The organism is Proteus cibi (genome assembly GCF_003144405.1).
Taxonomy (GTDB): Bacteria; Pseudomonadota; Gammaproteobacteria; order Enterobacterales; family Enterobacteriaceae; genus Proteus; species Proteus cibi.
Map to the genome: position 1 here is coordinate 87533 of NZ_PENW01000033.1, position 21014 is coordinate 108546.

Below are 21014 nucleotides of genomic sequence, written 5' to 3' on the forward strand. Positions count from 1 at the left end.
TGGCTGAATAAATATGTCACCCCGCAATAAGATGCGGAAAATACATAATGGGAAACTTATGAAAAATTGGAAAACGCTGTTTATCGGCTTAATGATCACGGTCGGTGCAGCTACCAGCTCAACAACATTTGCTGCTCAAGAATTAAACCGTGTATCGGCTATCGTCAATAACGGTGTCGTTCTAGAAAGTGACGTCAATAGAATGTTACAAACAGTCAAAATGAACGCAAAAAATGCAGGACAAGAGATGCCTGATGAGCAAGTTCTTCGCCAACAAATTCTAGAACGTTTGGTGATGGATAACATCATTTTGCAAATGGCACAACAAATGCAAATTGATATTCCTGATGCCGCAGTAGAATCGACAATTCAGGGTATTGCTGCTGAAAATAAACTCTCTCTTGAGCAGCTGAAAAAACGTCTCGCCGCTGATGGAATTTCTTACAACGATTATCGCCAAGATATTCGTAAAGAGATGATGTTAGCCGAAGTTCGTAACAATGAAGTGCGTCGTCGTGTTACTATTTTGCCTCAAGAAGTTGATTCTCTTGCTAAGCAAATTGAAGGTCAAGCAAGCCAAAGTATTGATCTAAACCTGAGCCACATCTTAATTCCATTATCAGAAAATCCTGCGCCCGCAGAAATGGAAAAAGCAAAGCAAGTTATTACTCGCATTATGAATCAGCTTAAAAATGGCGCCGATTTCGGTAAATTAGCGGCCACTTATTCTGCTGATCCACAAGCTTTAAATGGCGGTAATATGGGTTGGGCATCTATTGATGAATTACCAACATTATTTGCAAAAGAGTTAGCAAATGCACAGAAAGGTCAAATCGTAGGACCACTTCACTCGGGCGTTGGCTTACACATTATTAAAGTAAACGATATTCGAGGTGGTTCTAATACCCTTTCTGTTACGGAAGTGAAAAGCCGTCATATTCTGCTAAAAAGCTCACCAATCATGAATGATGAGCAAGCCTATGCTAAGTTACAGCAGATCTCTGCCGATATTCGCAGTGGTAAAATAACCTTTGCTGATGCCGCAAAAGAGTACTCTGAAGATCCAGGTTCAGCATTACGCGGCGGTGAGTTAGGATGGTCAATGCCTGATGTTTACGATCCAGCATTCCGTGATGCGTTAATGCGCTTAAATAAAAACGAATTAAGCCAACCTGTCCGCTCAAACTTCGGCTGGCATTTAATTGAATTAGAAGACACACGTAGTGTTGATAAAACAGATGCCGCGAATAAAGAACAAGCATACCGTTTACTCTTCAACCGTAAATTTAATGAAGAGGTGCAAAACTGGATGCAAGAGCTACGAGCAGGGGCTTATGTGAAAATAATGAACGAGAATAATGCAAACTAAGCAAATAAAACCACTTGTTATCACCCCCGGCGAACCCGCCGGGGTTGGTCCTGACCTTATTATCTCATTAGCACAAATGAGTTGGGATTTACCTTGGGTTGTTTGTGCTGATCCTCAGTTACTTAAAGCGAGAGCAGAGTTGTTAAATCTGCCTCTTTCGTTAGTTGAATACGATCCTACCACGCCACCTCAAACACACACACCAAGTCAAATTTGTGTACTCCCAATCACACTTCACACTAATGTCATTCCAAGTACATTAGATGCGCGCAATGGATTATACGTTGTAGAAACATTAGCTCGTGCTTGTGATGGTTGCCTAAATGGTGAATTTTCAGCACTCGTGACGGGGCCCGTTCATAAAGGTATTATCAATGATGCCGGTGTGCACTTTACAGGGCACACCGAATTTTTTGCTGATCGTAGCCACTGTGAACGTGTTGTTATGATGTTGGCGACAGACACATTAAGAGTCGCATTGGCAACCACGCATTTACCATTACGAGATGTGGCAGATGCAATTACAGGTGAGCTGTTGCATGAAATTATCACCATTTTACACCATGATTTAAAAACCAAATTTGGTATATCAGACCCTCAAATTTACGTTTGTGGCCTAAATCCTCACGCAGGAGAAAGCGGTCATATGGGACGTGAAGAAATTGATATTATTGAGCCCGCATTAACACAATTACGTCAGCAAGGTATTCATCTTCATGGTCCTTATCCTGCTGATACATTATTCCAACCTAAATATTTAACGCATGCTGATGCGGTACTTGCGATGTATCACGATCAGGGATTACCTGTGCTAAAATATGAAGGTTTCGGTCGTGCCGTGAATATCACTCTCGGTCTTCCTTTTATCCGTACTTCTGTTGATCATGGCACCGCCCTTGAGCTGGCAGGTACGAAAAGCGCAGATGCTGGCAGTTTTTGCACCGCATTAAATTTAGCCATTAATATGATACAAAATTGTAATGAATAATAGAGTCCATCAGGGGCACTTTGCCCGCAAACGCTTCGGGCAGAACTTTTTAACAGACAGCTATATTATTGAAAGTATTGTTGAATCCATTTACCCTCAACCAGGTGAAGCCATTGTTGAAATTGGTCCTGGTTTAGGTGCAATTACAGAGCCAGTAGGCGCAAGAATGGATAAAATGACGGTTGTCGAAATTGACCGTGATTTAGCCGCTCGTTTAGAAGTTCATCCTACATTAAAAGACAAGCTGACCATTATTCAGCAAGATGCAATGACGATCGATTTTGCGCAATTAGCAAAAGAGCGCCAGCAGCCTCTGCGTGTTTTTGGTAACTTGCCTTATAACATTTCTACACCACTTATGTTTCACTTATTCAGTTTTGCTGATGCAATTTCTGATATGACATTTATGTTGCAAAAAGAAGTGGTTAATCGGCTTGTTGCTGGTCACGGTAGCAAAACTTATGGTCGCTTAAGTGTGATGGCGCAATATTATTGCCAAATCATCCCTGTACTTGAAGTTCCACCCACTTCATTTAAACCAGCACCTAAAGTTGATTCAGCGGTTGTTCGCTTGATCCCTTACAAAGAAAAACCATACCCAGTAACAGATATTGCAATGCTTAGCCGTATTACCGCTCAAGCATTCAATCAACGCCGTAAAACATTACGTAATAGCTTAGGTGGATTACTCACAGCAGAAGATATGATAGCACTTGATATCGATCCAACGGCAAGAGCTGAAAATATTTCTGTTGAGCAATACTGCAAAGTGGCAAACTGGTTATCGCAAAAACAAGATCCACAAGTATAAGATAAAGCCAGAGACAGGAGGCACTATGTTCACCTCATCAAAAGTGGCGATACAGGTACAAAGCGTTTACATTGAAAGCCAATCTTCTCCTGAAGACGAGCGATATGTTTTTGCTTATACCATATCAATTCATAATTTGAATAAATGTGCAATTCGCCTCCTGCGTCGCTATTGGTTGATCACCAATGCACAAGGTAATACCACTGAAGTTCGAGGTGAAGGTGTTGTTGGCGAACAGCCACTTATTGAACCTGGCACACAATACCGCTATACCAGTGGTGCCGTTCTTGAAACACCAATGGGAACAATGGAAGGTCATTATGAAATGATAGACACTGATGGTCGATTATTTCAAATAGAGATCCCTGTTTTCCGCCTTGCACTTCCAACATTGATAAACTAACTATGGCAACTTATTTAATTGGTGATATTCATGGCTGTTACCATGAACTGCGCCACCTTCTTGATAAAGTCAGCTTTGATCCTGCGCAAGACACATTATGGCTAACGGGCGATCTTGTTGCACGAGGCCCTGACTCGCTTGAAGTACTTCGTTTTGTAAAAAGCTTAGGCTCTTCACTTAAACTCGTCTTGGGCAATCATGATCTTCATCTTTTAGGTGTCTTTGCAAAAATTAGTCGCAATAAACCAAGAGATAAGCTGAATGATTTACTTAATGCGCCTGATGCAGATGAATTAATTAATTGGTTAAGACGCCAACCTGTGTTGCAAGTTGATGAAGACAAGAAAATCATCATGGCGCACGCAGGGATCACACCACAATGGGATTTAGAAACAGCCAAAATGTGTGCTCGTGAAGTCGAAGCTATTTTAAGTAGTGATAGCTACCCTTTGTTTATTAACTCAATGTATGGTGATTTACCAAACAACTGGTCACCAGAACTTTCGGGGCTAGCACGATTACGCTTTAGCACAAATGCACTCACACGTATGCGTTACTGCTTTCCTAATGGTCAGCTTGATATGATTTGCAAAGATAAACCACAAGACGCGCCCGCACCATTAAAGCCTTGGTTTGATTTACCAAGCCAATTATCTAACGGTTATAGCATTATATTTGGGCATTGGGCATCGCTTGAAGGTAAAGGTACTCCTGATAATGTTTATGCACTAGATACAGGATGTTGTTGGGGGGGAAATCTCACTTGTTTACGTTGGGAAGACAAACAGTATTTCACGCAATCTAGCCTATCAGCTCCCAAATAATTCACTTATTATCCCCTTCTTCTTAAAGCGCAAAAATGGCGACATTGCCTTTTGCGCGATATGGGTTTTACCCTCATATATTACCTAAATGACTCTTTTTTATTCTAAAGAGAACGTTTTATATACAAAAACGAACACCTTAAGAAATTTATAAATTTAATCATTAATAATCAATAAGTTATTTTTTTTCATAGAAAAATAAGTACGAAAAAACACAATATTGAGAATAAAAAATCTCTATATTGATTAATATTTTATATTTTATTCTTATAAAATGAGATTATTAAAATATAAATAAGGGTTAGTTTAAAATAAGGCTCTTTTTATAAAAGTGAATATTTAACTAGAATAATAAATCTTACTTCTTATTATTTTTATATAAATAAAATAGGAATAATAAAAAGGGAGATATTTAATCTCCCTTTTTATTTAATTCTTGTTATTTTCTTCTTTTTAATATTTCGAAGCAGTAGTTATGTGAGTTATTTTCATCAGCTTCATGGTATTCCATAAAGGTAGAATCCCACTCATCAGGCTCATAATCTGGGAATGTTGTATCACCGATAACTTCAGCATCGATGTGAGTTAGATAGAGTGTATTTGCCATAGGCAGAAATTGCTCATACACTTTTCCACCCCCGATAACCATGATTTCATCATGATTTTCAGCAGCTTGCAAAGCCTCTTCTACAGATTTAACCCAAACAACGTCACTATCTGTTCCAGGGTGACTACTTAAAACAATATTAAGACGATTCGGTAAAGGACGCCCAATAGACTCATAAGTCACCCGCCCCATAATAACGGGTTTATTTAGCGTATTCTTTTTAAACCATGCGAGGTCACCTGGTAATGTCCAAGGCATTGCCTTTTCCATACCAATAATGCGATCCATCGCTAATGCTGCGATTAAACTAATATTCATTTACACACCTACGGGTAAAGATGGGAAAAAACTGTCCACACTATACGTAAAGCTAAAACCCGAGTCGATACAAATTATGCTTCCTTGATAATAAATAATTGCTTTATACTCGAAGTGTTAACTTAATCATATAAGATTCAATCATTATAATATTGTTATATACAAGGCGCTATTATGCTTGAAACTTCTTTAGTTGTTTTTACAATTGCTTTACTCGGTATGATCTCACCAGGTCCTGACTTTTTTCTCGTTGTAAAAAATGCGGCACGTTATCAACGATCTGCAGCAATGATGACTGCAATGGGAATTGTGGCTGCATTACTTGTGCATATGTCATATTGTGTTGCAGGTATTGCTGTTCTTATCACAACAACACCTTGGCTTTTTTCCATTTTGAAATATGCAGGTGCTGTTTATTTGTTATGGATTGGCTTTCAGAGTTTGCTCTCAAAATCTAATCATTCGATTGATGAAAAAGCCACACAACATTCACAAATTAGTTTTAAGAAAGCTTTTATGCAGGGTTTTCTCTGTAATTTACTCAATCCTAAAGCCACTTTGTTCTTTCTTGCCGTTTTCACTCAAGTATTAAGTGTTGATTCAAGCATCGGTGAAAAATTGTGGTATGCCTTTATTATTTGGGGATTAGCGGTCGTTTATTGGCCTTTGCTCGTCTTATTGATTCAAAGTGCACCAGTAAGAAAAGTACTCAACAAAATCCAAAAAAGTATTGATAAAGTACTTGGTGTAGTATTGATTGGTTTGGGGATTAAAGTGGCATTGAGTTAAATAAAAACCTCTTTAATAGGATTTATTAGAGAGGTATAACTCATTTATAATAAATTTAAATGCCAATCATTATCACTCTTTAAACAATCAATAATATCCAATAAAACCCTTTCGTTCTCAAGATAATTAGACTTATTTTTCATTTGGCTTAAAATAAACTGATAATTATCTCTAATAAATTTCGCTATATTGTTTTTCATTTCATCACTGTTTATATTTTCACTAAAAATATTCTTTATTTTTCGATTATAATCAGATATAAAATATTCATCCTCTGCTGTTTTTTCTTTTTCTTTAATAATGTCCTCGTATTCTAACACGCCAGACCCAAGCATATTGTCTACAAACTCCTTGACACCTTCATTATTTTTTAATTTATTTATTAGAAGATTTAATATCGATTTTTTAAAAAACTCATTGTTATAATTCCCAACATTATACTTCACTACTTTATCAATAAAACACTTAGTTATATTAACAATAAAATTCTTTTCCATTTCTATCGAGTAAATATCATGCATTGTATTAACCAAATACATTATTGAATTACCCATTTTATTAAATGTTCTTCTATCAGACTCTTCACAAGCATAATGCATTAAAGTATCAATGCATTTCATAGAGTTAAAGTTAATGTAATTTAATATATTAATGCATTCCGAATTATATCTATTTAATGGCTCAATTTCCTCTTTCCTATAATGATGAATCACATCTAGAGAGATGTTCATTATAGTGAGAAAGTCTCCTTTTGTTTGAGATTTTTCATAGAGATATTTTTTTATTAAATTTTTAACATTATCATGACAATCATTTTTTATTGCCGTATTTAAACTTAAAAAGAACGAATCTAACAACTCACGCTTAAAACTCACAAAGTGAGAGTTTATTAATTTACAATTATTAAATTTTATTCTATCTCCTTTTGCAAAAAGCGTGGATAAGTCATTCAACTTATTATGTTGAACCTTATCTAATATAAAAATAATGCCCGTTTTTAAATTAAATATTTTCTTTATAAAAAAGGATAACTTAGATGAAAAACTTTTATTTCTCTCAGCTACATAAAAACGACTAAAAACGTTTAATATACTATTAATTTCATTTTTTATTTTGTATTTTTCTTTTTTGTTTATATTAAAACCGTCTACTTGAGTAATTTTAAATTTAGTATCGTTTACATGCATAATGGCTCCTTATTTCATAGAAATAATAATCCTTTAAATGCCTATATTTTCATACAAAAAAAAGCCCTTATGACTAAGGGCTTTTAATAGAAAACAACCTAATTTAAATTAGAAATTAATTTTCAATGTTGCATTAATACCACTTGAGCTTACATCGCTGTTATATTGACCTTGGTAAGAAACGCCGAAAGTGGTTGATTTACTTAATTGTGCATCAACACCTAAGCCAACACCAAATAAATTATCCAGCTTACCACCACGTAATGTTGCATCACCGGAATTTGATAAGAATAGGCGTGATTCAGGGCGATTGTCACCAAATAAATGGCTAGCAGAAATATCGCCTTTTAATGCCATATTAACGTTACCCGCCATAAATGGATATCCACCACGTAAACCAATAGTACCGACTTGAATATCTTGTGAATCAGTCTTAGTGGTAAATTTCATATTACCGACATTTTCATTGATATCATCTGTTGATACACGCAACCAGCTAAATCCAGCATATGGCTCAATAGTGTATTGATTAGTATTAAATTGAGTATAAGCACCTTCTAAGAAGATTTGAGTAATTTTTGCATCATAACTTGTAGAGTTATAACCTGCATTTTGTCCCACCCAAAGTGTTCTTTTTGCATCTCTATCTTGGTTAGTATGTGTGAAGCCATAGTTTAATGAAGCCACATCATACAAATTAGACACACCATAAGCACCAATATGGATATCGTTGCTGTCTATTTTACCGTGTTCATTACCTTTATATTTAGTTGAACCTGCACCAAAGAAGAGACCCGCTTTAGTATTTTCAGTCACATCAATTTCTGCGCCTAATAAGCCGACATAGAAATCAACATCCATATTGCTGTGACCATAGTCAGCATTACCCCATTGACCAATGCCTGTCATCCAAATACGTGCGTTACTGTTATCCAATGTAGCATAACGACCTTGACCAATCCCCATGGCTTGATCTTTCACAGTACGAGTTAATCCTAAAACATTTACGACACTCGCGCTGTTTGCATTTAAATACATATCACTGCCTAATGATCCGTAGGTCTTATTCAGATCTCTTTCATTCATAGGAAGTACAGCATTAAATAAATCACCACCACCTGAATTATCTAAAGCATTCGCAATAGAACGGCCATTTTCATTATTTGCGAAAGTTGCCAACGAGGTATTTTCTTTCTTACTTAATGTGCCTGTAATAGTGTTGTCTTTTACAGAAACATTTTTATCAAATAATGCATAATCACTATTTGAAGCCACATTGTTATTCGCTAACATTTTTGTTTTAGTGCGATTATCAACTAAATTGTCTGCATTAACAGTACCTGTCGCAACTGTGTTATTAAGGTAGATATCTTTTAATTGACCTTCACTATCAGCACCAATATCTAAACTTGCGCCTTTATTTAAGGTCATATCGCCGACATTAACATCATGTCCTACCGTCACTAAATACGTGCCTTTATCGTTGATATTAATATTGGCTTTATGACTCTCATTTGATGCTAATTGGCCTTGTTGTGTAAAGGTATCGTTATAGCGATCAATAACACTTAATTTACCGCCATTCACATTGACCGCTTCTGTACCAAATGATTCTGTAAAACCATATAAAGTACCTTGTTCGACTGTTGTACCGCCACGATAAGTATTATCGCCAGTCATCACTAATGTACCTTCGCCTTTCTTGACTAAAGCGCCATCATATAACCCAGCGTCAATTTTCGCTTGAATAGCATCAGCACGTTTTTGGTAATACTCTTTACGCCATTTTTCAGCATCTTCTTTGCTGACAATGTGTGAGGTTGGATCTGGGTTACCATCGTTGATAACAAAATCCGTTCCTAAAACATAATCACCACCAGCAGCAATGCCTTTATCTGTATATTCCTTCAACCATGCGAGATCTTCTTGTTCACGTAAATCTAATGCAGTTTGTGAAATATCATTTGTCCAAACATCAAGTGGCGTCATGCTTAGGTTGTATTCAAACTTCCCTAAGAATTGACCAGGACCATACATCCCTTTATCTAAATCAGGAGTCCCCCAACCATAACGTACATCTGGCGTACCTTCAGCGGCAGTCCAACTATCATATAAAGATCCATCTGGGTTACGATGATTAGCCGTTGTAAACATCACATCACGTACTTGCATCGCATTCATAGATCCATAGCGTGACATCAGTACGCCCATCGCACCAGTCACATGAGGTGCAGCCATGGATGTACCGCTAAAGGTATCCCAACCTGCATTTCCCTCTTCATCAACAACTGACGAATAAATGTAACGACCTGGTGCAACCACCGTCCACCATTTCGCATTTCCTGCTTCATTAAAGATTTTTTCTAATTCATAACCCGATTTGTCCGCATTCTGTTTCAGACCCGCAACGGCAATCCAATGTTTTTCTGCTTCAGGATTAAAGTAAGGATAAAGAGGACGATAATAAGGCTGGGCAAAATCGCGGTTACCCGTTGTAAAGACTTGAACAACATTCGTGCCTTTTACTGCGTCATAAGCAGCATCAACAAAGGATGGTTTATCACCATAGATTTTTTTAAAGTAGAAATATTCGTATTCTGTTTGTGCAGTCGTATCTACAGGCATATGTACGGTGGTATTACCACCATCAGGACCTTTCGTCGGAACTGTATTAATAATTCGTGGGTTGGTTCCCCAGCTATTATTAATCACCTGAGCGCCTGCATCGACCATCGCTTTCCAACCCGTATAGAAATAGGTGTAATCTTGATAAGGTCCGTAGTTATTGCTATCTGTTGCACCCGTATTTCCTAAATAAACATCAGCACCCCATGCAACCCCATGCATGCCATTACCATCACGGCTTGCGCCTACCGTGCCTGTAACGTGTGTTCCGTGTGTATCGTTCACCCCTTTGATCCAGCCACCGTCAACATCAAAGGCTTGACCTTTTTCATAATGCCCCCCCATTTCTTGAGGGTAACGCATGCCTGTTGAACCATATTGACCTTTGGCTTTAACTGCATGGAAACGTGCATCATTTAATTCTGGATGTGATAATAATGCACCTGAGTCCATGACACCGATTTTGGCACCTTGCCCATGAAAACCAAGTGCATAAGCACTAGAAGCATTCATTGCAGCAAGCCCCCAGTCTTTTTGATACTCTTGGCTTTCCCAACTTTTGGTATCGCCTAATTGCCCAGCTTCTGAATATGCTACGGAATATCCAGAAAAAAACAGTGCTGATGCAACAATGGAAAGTTGAAATATATTTTTATTTATTTTATTTTTTTTATTCATTTTGTGATGATGACTTAAAGCTATTTCTTTGTTCATTCTGTACCTTCAGTTATATTAAAATTTAATAACATTAATTAAGGATCAAAAATAAAAGACGCGAAGATTCTCTAGTTTCCAGAGAAATAATTACTTGAAGGACATCTCAAAAATATGATTTCATGCCATAAAAATAGATAGATTGACTACATAATCACAAATTAATAGATAGATTAAACAAAATTAGATCACTTGTTATTATATTACAAACAACCAAAATTAACCTATTTCAATATTAACCTCATGAGTGACAATATTTAAATCAACTTAATAAAGAGAACTTAAATAAATAAACAAAAATATCAAATTGATTAACAATTTTTTTGAGAATAGTCTTCTCTATTTAACTTTAGTCTAAAAAATATAATCCACATTATTTTTAATATAAAAAAAAACAGTATTTTTATTTTAAAAATACTGTTTTTCTTTTAATTTAGTGTTACTACATCGTGTCTATTCTAAAGGCGTGACTTCCATTTGCCCTACTATACCTTTATCTGCATTTTCTAATAATTGACTATAATACAAGAAAGGGAAATGCGAATAAGAAGGCTGTTTTAGTTCCACTAGCAATTCACTTTGATCCTCAATCCAAACCGTATCTTTCCAACCAAAATCGGCGGGGGTAGGTTTCTGACCATTATGGTTAATCACTTTAAAACGGGCACCTTCAATATGGAATGGCTGCGGTGTCGGTACTGTTACAAGCCAGCGTTCCCACCCATTTTGCTTACCAACTAAATCAATTCTTGAAAGCTCCCAGCGAGCATTATTTATTCCTGGAGGACTGTTATGCAGTTGAATAGTTCTAGGCTGAATAGAGGTGGTGATTTGTGTATCATCTACCGCTAATTGCGTAGGTACTTTGTCTGTCATTAATGACATTAATCCGGTTGGTTTAATGGTTAATACATTGGCATTACGTAGTAAATCAGAAGGTTCAAAAATACCACGAAGCCTATCCATAAAGCCGGCACTTTGCCCTGCAGTAATGGTGACTTCACCACCTTCAGACATATCAACCAATATTTCCCGTCGCTCCCCCGGAGCCATTGGAATTGATTTCAACTCTACGGGGCTTGTTAATAACCCCTGATCAGAAGCAATAAGGTAAAGTGAACGACCATCATTTGCGGTTAGCTCATAACGACGAGCATTCGATGCATTGACTAAACGTAAGCGGACCCAGCCTCTAGAAACTTCAATATAAGGATCTTCACGTCCATTGACGAGCAGTGTATCACCGTAGAAACCATCACTAGCGGCTTCTTTGTCGTATTGTGGCGTACCAAAATTATCAATCCGTTTATCTTGAATAATGATCGGAAAGTCATTCACTCCATAATGTTTTGGTAAAGGTAGAGATTTACTCTCTTCATCTTCCACAATCCACATTCCCACCAATCCATTATAAACATGAGGTGCCATTTTAAAGGGCGTATTGGCGTGATACCAACATGTTGCTGCTTTTTGACGAATGGGCAATACTGGCGACCAATAAGCACCAGGTGACATTAACCTTGCCGCACCACCGACTTGTGTACCCGGAACTAATAAGCCACTTACCGTCATTGATACCGCTTCATTAAGGCGGTTACTATAAATAAGTTTTATATCATCGCCACTTTTGACTTTGATTGTCGGTCCCGGAGTTGAGCCATTGATCCCCCAAACTTCCGCTTTTTGCGTACCATTAAACGCCCAATGCACATTTTGCAAAGTCAAAAATAGCGGCTGACCACGACGAGATTCCAACAATGGCGGTATAGGTAATTGTTTATCATTGACTGATTCAGCACGAACAGAAGAAGATATAGAGCCCAGACATACCGCTAAGCCTGAAGCCTGAATAAACTGGCGACGACTAAATGACATACTTTCTCCGCAACAAAATACAAATATTCCTATCGTTTAATCAGAAATGCTGTGACAGGAAAAAAGCTGCTGTGATTTAAAGACAAAAGGACTTAAATGAAATTACGGGAGCATAATAGCGCGGATATGACATAAATCCTAAAAATAGTTGATAACCCGCACACTAAATAATGCAAAATGCGCTAGGCAACAACGGGAATACATAAAAATATATACTCTAAATAATTCAAGGTGCAACTAGGAGACAAGTGAGTGAGTCGCTAGGAGCATACATAAGTATGTGACTAGTGCGAATGAACGTAGTCAACAACGTTGCACCTTGAAGTATGACGAGTATATGAAGATCAGGCTTATATTCGTACTAACAAAGAAACTAAATAAGTATTAATTTAATTTACCGGGAAAATCACGTTGATTCATTTCTTCAACTTCTTTATCTAGCTCTTCGATTTTCGCTTTCATAATTTGACGACAATCTTCTGCTAATTCTCGAACTTGATCTTTGGTGTATTTTGAAACATCAATTGGAGGCAACATTTCAACAATAACATAACCATTATTCCAACGGTTTAGCTTAATTTTATCCTGCGTTGTGGAAACACAAACAGGAATAATAGGCACGCCTGCTTGAATGGCTGCATGGAATGCCCCTGTTTTAAAAGGTAATAAACCGCGACCACGACTACGTGTTCCCTCTGGGAACATCCAAACAGAAATCTTCTTCGATTTAATTTGCTCAGCAACTTGTGAAATAGTGCCATGCGCTTTAGAGCGGTTTGCTCTATCAATTAAAATATTACCGGTTATCCAATACAATTGACCAAAGAAAGGAATAAAAATTAAGCTTTTTTTACCCACTGTTACGGTATTAGGTTGTACCGCATTTGACATCGTCACCATATCAAAATTGTTTTGATGGTTTCCGATATAAATACTTGGGCCATAGCTTTTCGCTTCTTTTGGGAAACGCTCAACGAGTTTGATACCAAAAACAGTAGATAACTTGCCGAATAAGCGACCGTAAGTCATTACATGTTTAGGATTTCTTGGTGAAAACATGCAATAAATCATTCCAAATGTCACCACAATAATGGTGTAAAGAATGACAATGATGCCTCGAATAATGGCTAACATAAGTTTTAGCGTCCTAAATAGAAGTGGGTCAACAGACCCACTCAATATCAATTAAGTATTAGATTTAATGTGTTTCAATATCAATATGATCGATAACTTGAGCACCCCGAGGTAAAGAGGTTCCTCGACGTCCACGTTTTGCTTTAAAGCTAACTAGCTCATTCATCGACATTGTCATTTTACGTTTACCAAAATGCAGGGTAACAGAGGCATTTTCAGGTAATACTCGTAACCAAGCAACGTTATCTTCACCACTTGCGGCTTGTGATGCCGGAATAGAAACCATCTGATTTCCCTTTCCTTTCACCATAGTTGGTAGCTCTGCTGCTTCAAAAATCAGCATCCTACCGCCTTTTGTAATGATCATAATGAGATCAGTAAGCTCATTATTCAAACGTTGCGGCGGTAATGGTAATGCATTTTCAGGTAAAGTCAGTAGTGATTTTCCTGCTTTATTTTTAGAAGTTAAATCATCAACCTGACAGATAAAACCATAACCTGCATCAGATGCCATTAAGATCTTATCCGTGCTTTCGCCCATAACAACATGACGTAATTGTGCACCTTTCTGAACTTTTAATCGTTCAGTTAGCGCATCGCCTTTGCTACGACCAGAAGGTAATGCATCAACATCAACGGTATAACTTTGACCTGTGGTATCAATTAAGTGTACCGGTTGATTACTCATCCCTTCAACAGCATCAAAATAATCATCACCCGATTTAAAACCCGCCGATTTCGCATCTATATTATGTCCTTTTTGGCAACGAATGAGCCCTTTTTCAGACATAATGACAGTAACCGCTTCAGGATGTAGATGTTTTAACGGAATAGGTTCATCGCCAGCATTGCCGCTAAAATAGTTGATCTCTTCTGCTTTAAGCACTTCTTGCTGACCATCAACAGTAAAGATTAATGCTTCATCTTTAGGTGCAAACAGCATTTGTTCAATCACATCACCTTGCTCTTTTCCTAAAGCAACAAGACGTGTACCACGCCCTTTTTTATTCATTTCATTCAGTTGTTCGGCTGAAATGGCTAAAATACGTGTTTTATCCGTGATAATAATAAACCAATGTTGCTCATTTTTCTTTTGAGGATCAACTAAGAGCGGTGCTAATAACTCAGTCTCCTCAGGAACGGTTAGTAACCCTTTACCTGTCTTATTCTTCGTTTCCATTTCATCGTAAGAGAGAACCGAGCCATAACCTTCTTTTGTTGCCAGTAAATATTCTTGTCCAGCACTTCCCGCTAACATGTATTTCACGCTAGCTTCAGGTGGGAAAGTCAATTTACCCGTTAATGGTTCGCCTTGACTACGACCTGAAGGCATATCATTTGGACTTAAAGTATAGCTTCGACCTGTGGAATCTAGGAACAGAACAGGTTGATTACTCATACCTCGTACTGCACTGTGATAACTATCCCCAGCGCGATAGCTCATGCCACTCGGATCGATATCATGCCCTTTTGCATTACGTACCCAGCCCATTTCAGAAAGCACAATAGTGACGGGCTCTGATGGCAGCATATCTTGCTCATTGACCACTTTCGCCTCTTCTTGAGGGTGGATCGGTGAACGACGATCATCACCAAATTCTTTCGCGTCGGCTTCAATTTCTTTTTTTAGTAAAGTATTTAAACGACGTGGTGAACTTAACAATTTCTCAATGCTGTCGCGTTCTTTTTCAAGTTCATCACTTTCGCCTTTTAGTTTCATCTCTTCAAGCTTGGCTAAATGACGTAAACGTAACTCTAAAATAGCTTCTGCTTGAATATCGGATAACTCAAAGCGACGCATTAATTCTGCTTTTGGCTCATCTTCATGACGAATAATTTCAATCACTTCATCAATGTTGAGATAAGCGATTAATAAACCTTTGAGAATTTCTAAACGACGTAACACTTTTTCTAAACGATGATTTAAGCGGTTTGTTACTGTTTGGCGACGATAAACTAACCATTCGTTTAAAATCGTCAGTAATCCTTTTACTGCTGGACGGTTATCTAACCCAATCATATTTAGGTTAACGCGATAACTTTTCTCCAAATCAGTATTGACAAACAAGTAGTACATCACTTGTTCTAAATCGACACGATTACTACGAGGAACAATAACAAGTCTAGTCGGATTTTCATGATCAGATTCATCACGCAAATCTTCAACTAAAGGCAGTTTTTTTGCTCGCATCAATGCGGCTATTTGCTCAAGGACTTTGGCGCCAGACACTTGATGAGGTAATGCGGTGATCACCGCACATCCTTCTTCTTTCTGCCATACAGCTCTCATTCTGACAGAGCCACGCCCTGTTTTATAAATCTTTTTGATATCGTCTTGAGCGGTAATAATTTCAGCTTCAGTCGGATAATCAGGACCTTGAACATATTGCATCACGTCAGATAACCCTGCATCAGGATTATCTAAAAGCATCACTAAAGCTTGTCCTATTTCACGCGCATTGTGCGGTGGAATGTCCGTTGCCATCCCAACAGCAATCCCCGTTGTGCCATTAAGCACGATATTGGGTAAGCGTGCAGGCAACATTTTCGGCTCTTGCATTGTGCCGTCAAAATTAGGTATCCAATCTACCGTACCATGCCCTAATTCACTCAATAATGTTTGTGAATATTTAGAAAGGCGTGATTCGGTATAACGCATCGCGGCGAAAGATTTTGGATCATCCGGCGCACCCCAGTTACCTTGTCCATCAATTAATGGATAACGGTAAGAGAACGGCTGAGCCATAAGTACCATTGCTTCATAACATGCACTATCACCATGTGGGTGATATTTACCTAGCACGTCACCCACGGTGCGAGCTGATTTTTTAAATTTAGCGTTATTACTTAAACCAAGCTCTGACATCGCATAGACGATACGACGTTGCACGGGTTTCAGCCCATCTCCAATAAAAGGTAATGCACGATCCATAATGACGTACATGGAGTAGTTAAGATAGGCGTTTTCTGTAAATAAGTGGAGCGGTTGGCGCTCTACACCATCATGAGTCAATTCACTCATTCAATTTTTCCTCAGACTCTTGTGGTATCCATTACACTTCGATGTCAACTTCATCGCCTTTCTCTTGTAACCAATTTCGGCGATCTTCAGAGCGTTTCTTCGCTAACAACATATCCATCATGCCTAAGGTTTCTTGATAATTCTCATCATCAATCACCAATTGCACTAAACGACGCGTATTAGGATCAAGCGTTGTTTCACGCAGTTGAAGTGGGTTCATTTCCCCCAAACCTTTAAAGCGCTGTACGTTAGGCTTTCCTTTCTTACGACTTAAACGTTGTAAAATGGCATTTTTTTCTGATTCATCAAGGGCATAATGAACTTCTTTACCTAAATCAATACGGTAAAGTGGTGGCATCGCCATATAAACGTGCCCTTCCTTAACAAGAGCAGGGAAATGGCGCACAAATAAAGCACACAATAAGGTTGCGATATGTAAACCATCCGAGTCCGCATCCGCAAGAATACACACTTTACCGTAACGCAATTGGCTTAAATCATCACTATCAGGGTCCATACCGATTGCGACTGAAATATCATGAACTTCTTGTGACGCTAGCACTTCATCTGAAGAAACTTCCCATGTATTTAGGATCTTACCGCGCAGAGGCATAATCGCTTGATATTCACGATCTCGAGCTTGTTTAGCAGAGCCTCCCGCAGAGTCCCCTTCAACTAAAAACAGTTCGGTGTAACGTAAATCTTGAGAAGTACAATCAGCCAATTTACCCGGCAATGCAGGCCCTGAAGTGAGTTTTTTTCTCACCACTTTTTTCGCTGCTCGCATACGACGTTGAGCACTGCTAATCGCCATTTCAGCAAGTAATTCACCGACTTGAACATTCTGATTTAGCCATAAGCTAAACGCATTTTTTACCGCATTTGCAACAAACGCACTGGTTTGTCTTGAGGAGAGTCGCTCTTTGGTTTGCCCTGCAAATTGAGGATCTTGCATTTTCACTGATAACACATAAGCACAACGCTCCCATGTATCATCTGCGGTTAATTTAAGGCCTCTTGGCAGTAAATTACGGAATTCACAAAATTCACGCATTGCATCTAACACACCTTGGCGCAAACCATTTACGTGTGTACCACCTTGAACGGTCGGAATTAAGTTAACATAGCTTTCAGTGAGTAGATCGCCACCTTCAGGTAGCCATAACATCGCCCATTCAACAGCTTCATTATCACCTTCAAATTTACCTGTAAAAGGCTCTTCAGGAAGGCGAACAAATTCAGCGACAGCCTCACTTAAATAATCGGTTAAGCCATCAGCGTAGCACCAATTTTCTTGGGTATTGTTTACTTTATCTATAAAAGAAACATTAACGCCGGGGCACAGTACCGCTTTGGCTTTTAATACGTGAGATAAGCTTTTAGAAGAAAAACGAGGAACATCAAAATAGGTGCCATCAGGCCAAAAATGCACACTCGTTCCTGTATCTCGTTTTGCACAGGTGCCAATCTCATGTAACTCTTCAACTTTATCGCCATTTTCAAAGGCAATTTGGTAAATTTTACCCTCACGACGAACAGTCACTTCAATACGCTTTGAGAGGGCGTTAACAACCGAGATCCCCACACCATGCAACCCGCCAGAAAATTGATAGTTTTTATTAGAGAATTTTCCTCCGGCGTGGAGGTGAGCAAGGATTAACTCGATAGCAGAAACGTTAAGTTCAGGGTGAATATCGACAGGCATTCCTCGCCCATTATCGATAACTTCGATAGATTGGTCTGCGTATAAAATAACATCGACCTTTGATGCGTGTCCCGCAAGCGCCTCGTCCACGCTATTATCTATCACTTCCTGTGCCAAATGGTTCGGTCTTGTTGTATCTGTATACATCCCCGGACGGCGACGTACAGGCTCTAGACCATTAAGAACCTCAATATCCTTTGCGTTATAACTTGATTGAGTCATTGTTTTAATCTGCGGTTCGCTGTTAGAAAAATACTGTTTATAATAACAGGTGTTGGCGGCAATATGATATTAATTTTCGGCTAGATACATCAACCTACGTTTTACAGGTTAATCGACCGAAAGGCTAAATTATCTTTAAAAATTGAATAATTTTCGGAAAAAAACGTTCAAAACCGACAAAAGCATGGTTTCCATCCGATTCTATGGTTTGCCTACACGCGCCAAGATATGAGACAGCTTGACGATAATCAAGTATTTCATCTCCAGTTTGTTGAAGCAACCAAATAAGTTCCGGTGATGTGATTGTGGGAATACGCAAAGCAAGCAACTCATCCATATGATGAGGTTCTAACTTATATTTTTGATGTGTATAAGGATTTTCATTCTCACCCAAGAAATCTTGCAAAAGATCGAAAGGACGTATCGCAGGATTAACAACAACAGCGGGTAAATTAAAACGTTGAGATAACCAAATAGATAAATAGCCACCTAATGATGAACCAATTAATCCGAGCTTATCACCAGCACTTTCTTTAACTAACGTTTCAATTTGCTGAGCGGCTTCTTGAGGATAAGGTGGCAATTGAGGAACTAACAATTCAATTTCAGGATGTGTTACTTCAAGCCATTGGCGAAAAGCCTGTGCCTTTGCTGATTTAGGTGAGCTATTAAAGCCATGTAAGTAAAGAATACGAGGCATAACCTAATAACCATCCGCATCAAGATCAGGACAAAATTCAGTCCCCGCTAAACGATGAACGTGTGTTTCAATTTTGCCCTTTTCATCAGACGAAAGTGACATTTCTAAATAACGCCAGCCAGGAGAAACCGTATCTAATGTAAAATTTGTACAATGAGGACGAAACTGAATGCATGTAGAAGGCGTCGCCAACAAACGAATACCATTCCACATTTCATCCATTTCTTGGTGAATATGACCACAAAGCATCATTTTTACTTGAGAGTGATTTCTTAAACGCTCTGCTAATTCTTGAGAATTTCTTAAACTGTGTTGATCTAACCATGTACACCCTGAAGGCATAGGATGATGATGCAACAAGATAATCGTCTCTCTGTGCTTTTGACTTTCTAGGCAACGAGTTAGCCAATCTAACTGACAGTCTGATAACTCACCATGAGGAACGCCTTGAATTTGGCTATCTAATAACAGCAGTTGCCAATTATCACCAATCAACACTTGTTTAGCTGACAAAATTCCTGCCTGATTTAAAGCATCAATCATCGCAGGTTGATAGTCATGATTACCCGGCAACCACACACAAGGAGGTGTTAGCGTCGCAATGCCATCAGCAAAATGCTGATAAGCCTCAAAGGTTTGATCTTGAACTAAATCACCTGTCGCAACAATCAAGTCAACATCAAGACCCTGCTCTCTAATCGCATTTAATACCGCATGATAGCTACGATAGGTATTTATACCCAGCAGAGTATCTTCCACATTAGCAAAGAGGTGGGTGTCTGTGATTTGTAATATTCTTACGGTGTTTTTGTGTTTCACCGATAATTCAAGCTGGCTTTCCAAAAGGTTTCCTTGTTTCACTCTTATTAGCCGTTATGTTAACGTATTTTCGTAGTAAAGATCTGCCAACCAATACACATTTCAAAAGATTAGTGAGAAATATTCTCGCTTTCAATCACGTTTTTTTCACTTCACTTTACAATTTAATTCATTTGATATCGTACACTTAGAGATAGTTACTCTACTTGATAATATGACTAAAAACATCCTTTAAAGATTGATGAGTGTATTAAATTACTGACCAACGCTTTCTTAATGCAATATGATGAAGTTGTAACCATTGAAGTGCGATAACAGATGCAGCATTGTCAATAACCCCCTCTTCAACCCAAAGATAGGCTTGTTCTCTGCTGACAACATGCACTCGAATATCTTCATTCTCACACGCTAGTCCATGAATACCTTTCGCGGTTGTTGCATCAACTTCACCGACGTAAACATGCATTCTTTCGCTTGTGCCACCGGGGCTTGAAAGATAACTTACAATCGGTTCACATCGTCCAACAATCACACCCGCTTCTTCTTGAGCTTCACGTCTAACAACATCTTCCGGACTTTCTCCTTGTTCGACCATGCCAGCAACCACTTCAAGCAACCAAGGTGTCTCACTGGTTTCATACGCAGGAATACGAATTTGTTCAATTAATACCACTTCATCACGTTTAGGATCGTAAGCAAGCAAAACACCGGCATTACCTCGTTCAAAAACCTCACGTTTAACCTCTTCACTCCATCCACCTTCAAAAAGGCGATGTTTAAAGCGATATTCAGTCATGCGAAAAAAGCCTTTGTATAAATCTCTTTGATTGAGCAATTTCACATCTTCACGACCATATAAAAATGGTGTATTTTCCCTTTTCTTCATACAATGTTCCTTAAGT

At 38.4% G+C, this 21014-nt stretch carries 16 protein-coding genes; 6 read left to right on the plus strand and 10 right to left on the minus strand.

Features of this window, described 5'->3' with window-relative positions:
• Positions 1 to 31: 31 nt before the first annotated feature.
• The 5 genes from surA to apaH are packed head-to-tail and all read left to right on the plus strand — an operon-like array spanning position 32 to position 4395.
• A complete protein-coding gene (gene surA, locus DK865_RS16890) occupies positions 32 to 1369 on the plus strand; it encodes a peptidylprolyl isomerase SurA (RefSeq protein WP_023582750.1) in 1338 nt (445 codons plus the stop codon).
• The gene (pdxA, locus tag DK865_RS16895) at positions 1359 to 2357 is read left to right on the plus strand and encodes a 4-hydroxythreonine-4-phosphate dehydrogenase PdxA (protein ID WP_109392399.1); all 999 of its coding nucleotides are present in this window, start codon (positions 1359 to 1361) and stop codon (positions 2355 to 2357) included. The genes surA and pdxA overlap by 11 nt, the downstream gene beginning before the upstream one ends.
• The gene (gene rsmA / locus DK865_RS16900; RefSeq protein ID WP_023582752.1) at positions 2350 to 3168 is read left to right on the plus strand and encodes a 16S rRNA (adenine(1518)-N(6)/adenine(1519)-N(6))-dimethyltransferase RsmA; all 819 of its coding nucleotides are present in this window, start codon (positions 2350 to 2352) and stop codon (positions 3166 to 3168) included. The genes pdxA and rsmA overlap by 8 nt, the downstream gene beginning before the upstream one ends.
• Positions 3169 to 3193: 25 nt before the next feature.
• Positions 3194 to 3571 (plus strand): Co2+/Mg2+ efflux protein ApaG, encoded by a 378-nt coding sequence (apaG, locus tag DK865_RS16905; protein ID WP_006535978.1) that lies wholly within the window; start codon positions 3194 to 3196, stop codon positions 3569 to 3571.
• A 2-nt stretch (positions 3572 to 3573) separates the two neighbouring features.
• The gene (apaH, locus tag DK865_RS16910) at positions 3574 to 4395 is read left to right on the plus strand and encodes a bis(5'-nucleosyl)-tetraphosphatase (symmetrical) ApaH (protein WP_109392400.1); all 822 of its coding nucleotides are present in this window, start codon (positions 3574 to 3576) and stop codon (positions 4393 to 4395) included.
• A gap of 439 nt (positions 4396 to 4834) precedes the next feature.
• Here apaH and folA read toward each other — a convergent pair whose 3' ends face one another.
• A complete protein-coding gene (gene folA, locus DK865_RS16915; protein WP_023582754.1) occupies positions 4835 to 5320 on the minus strand; it encodes a type 3 dihydrofolate reductase in 486 nt (161 codons plus the stop codon).
• A gap of 174 nt (positions 5321 to 5494) precedes the next feature.
• On the opposite strand from folA, the gene DK865_RS16920 reads away from it, so the two are divergent.
• Positions 5495 to 6109 (plus strand): LysE family translocator, encoded by a 615-nt coding sequence (locus tag DK865_RS16920; RefSeq protein WP_023582755.1) that lies wholly within the window; start codon positions 5495 to 5497, stop codon positions 6107 to 6109.
• Between the two features lie 44 nt (positions 6110 to 6153).
• Here the strand turns inward: DK865_RS16920 and DK865_RS16925 are convergent, their stop codons facing one another.
• From DK865_RS16925 to nudF, 9 genes are all read right to left on the minus strand, one after another.
• The gene (locus DK865_RS16925; protein WP_109392401.1) at positions 6154 to 7296 is read right to left on the minus strand and encodes a hypothetical protein; all 1143 of its coding nucleotides are present in this window, start codon (positions 7294 to 7296) and stop codon (positions 6154 to 6156) included.
• 108 nt (positions 7297 to 7404) lie between these two features.
• Entirely contained in the window at positions 7405 to 10635 is a 3231-nt protein-coding gene (gene pta, locus DK865_RS16930) for an autotransporter Pta (RefSeq protein WP_109392402.1), read from the minus strand.
• A gap of 453 nt (positions 10636 to 11088) precedes the next feature.
• Positions 11089 to 12510: a cell division protein FtsP gene (gene ftsP / locus DK865_RS16935; protein WP_109392403.1), complete on the minus strand. Its 1422-nt coding sequence runs from the start codon at positions 12508 to 12510 to the stop codon at positions 11089 to 11091.
• 384 nt (positions 12511 to 12894) lie between these two features.
• Positions 12895 to 13644 carry a 1-acylglycerol-3-phosphate O-acyltransferase gene (locus DK865_RS16940; protein ID WP_109392404.1) on the minus strand — a complete coding sequence of 250 codons (750 nt, stop codon included), beginning with the start codon at positions 13642 to 13644 and terminating at the stop codon, positions 12895 to 12897.
• A gap of 64 nt (positions 13645 to 13708) precedes the next feature.
• Positions 13709 to 16666: a DNA topoisomerase IV subunit A gene (gene parC / locus DK865_RS16945; protein WP_109392405.1), complete on the minus strand. Its 2958-nt coding sequence runs from the start codon at positions 16664 to 16666 to the stop codon at positions 13709 to 13711.
• A 31-nt stretch (positions 16667 to 16697) separates the two neighbouring features.
• Positions 16698 to 18593 carry a DNA topoisomerase IV subunit B gene (parE, locus tag DK865_RS16950; RefSeq protein WP_023582761.1) on the minus strand — a complete coding sequence of 632 codons (1896 nt, stop codon included), beginning with the start codon at positions 18591 to 18593 and terminating at the stop codon, positions 16698 to 16700.
• Positions 18594 to 18717: 124 nt separating this feature from the next.
• Positions 18718 to 19293: an esterase YqiA gene (gene yqiA, locus DK865_RS16955; protein ID WP_109392406.1), complete on the minus strand. Its 576-nt coding sequence runs from the start codon at positions 19291 to 19293 to the stop codon at positions 18718 to 18720.
• 3 nt (positions 19294 to 19296) lie between these two features.
• Entirely contained in the window at positions 19297 to 20136 is an 840-nt protein-coding gene (cpdA, locus tag DK865_RS16960; protein WP_109392407.1) for a 3',5'-cyclic-AMP phosphodiesterase, read from the minus strand.
• A gap of 226 nt (positions 20137 to 20362) precedes the next feature.
• Positions 20363 to 20998, minus strand: a complete 636-nt coding sequence (gene nudF / locus DK865_RS16965) for an ADP-ribose diphosphatase (protein ID WP_023582763.1) — start codon at positions 20996 to 20998, stop codon at positions 20363 to 20365.
• Between the last annotated feature and the right edge of the window lie 16 nt (positions 20999 to 21014).

Excerpts from the sequence above, each read along its gene's own strand:
- apaG (WP_006535978.1), top strand. The coding sequence starts at position 3,194 with ATGTTCACCTCATCAAAAGTGGCGATACAGGTACAAAGCGTTTACATT.
- ftsP (WP_109392403.1), bottom strand. The coding sequence starts at position 12,510 with ATGTCATTTAGTCGTCGCCAGTTTATTCAGGCTTCAGGCTTAGCGGTA.
- DK865_RS16940 (WP_109392404.1), bottom strand. The coding sequence starts at position 13,644 with ATGTTAGCCATTATTCGAGGCATCATTGTCATTCTTTACACCATTATT.
- folA (WP_023582754.1), bottom strand. The coding sequence starts at position 5,320 with ATGAATATTAGTTTAATCGCAGCATTAGCGATGGATCGCATTATTGGT.
- DK865_RS16925 (WP_109392401.1), bottom strand. The coding sequence starts at position 7,296 with ATGCATGTAAACGATACTAAATTTAAAATTACTCAAGTAGACGGTTTT.
- parE (WP_023582761.1), bottom strand. The coding sequence starts at position 18,593 with ATGACTCAATCAAGTTATAACGCAAAGGATATTGAGGTTCTTAATGGT.
- pdxA (WP_109392399.1), top strand. The coding sequence starts at position 1,359 with ATGCAAACTAAGCAAATAAAACCACTTGTTATCACCCCCGGCGAACCC.
- DK865_RS16920 (WP_023582755.1), top strand. The coding sequence starts at position 5,495 with ATGCTTGAAACTTCTTTAGTTGTTTTTACAATTGCTTTACTCGGTATG.
- rsmA (WP_023582752.1), top strand. The coding sequence starts at position 2,350 with ATGAATAATAGAGTCCATCAGGGGCACTTTGCCCGCAAACGCTTCGGG.
- parC (WP_109392405.1), bottom strand. The coding sequence starts at position 16,666 with ATGAGTGAATTGACTCATGATGGTGTAGAGCGCCAACCGCTCCACTTA.
- apaH (WP_109392400.1), top strand. The coding sequence starts at position 3,574 with ATGGCAACTTATTTAATTGGTGATATTCATGGCTGTTACCATGAACTG.
- surA (WP_023582750.1), top strand. The coding sequence starts at position 32 with ATGCGGAAAATACATAATGGGAAACTTATGAAAAATTGGAAAACGCTG.
- pta (WP_109392402.1), bottom strand. The coding sequence starts at position 10,635 with ATGAACAAAGAAATAGCTTTAAGTCATCATCACAAAATGAATAAAAAA.
- nudF (WP_023582763.1), bottom strand. The coding sequence starts at position 20,998 with ATGAAGAAAAGGGAAAATACACCATTTTTATATGGTCGTGAAGATGTG.
- yqiA (WP_109392406.1), bottom strand. The coding sequence starts at position 19,293 with ATGCCTCGTATTCTTTACTTACATGGCTTTAATAGCTCACCTAAATCA.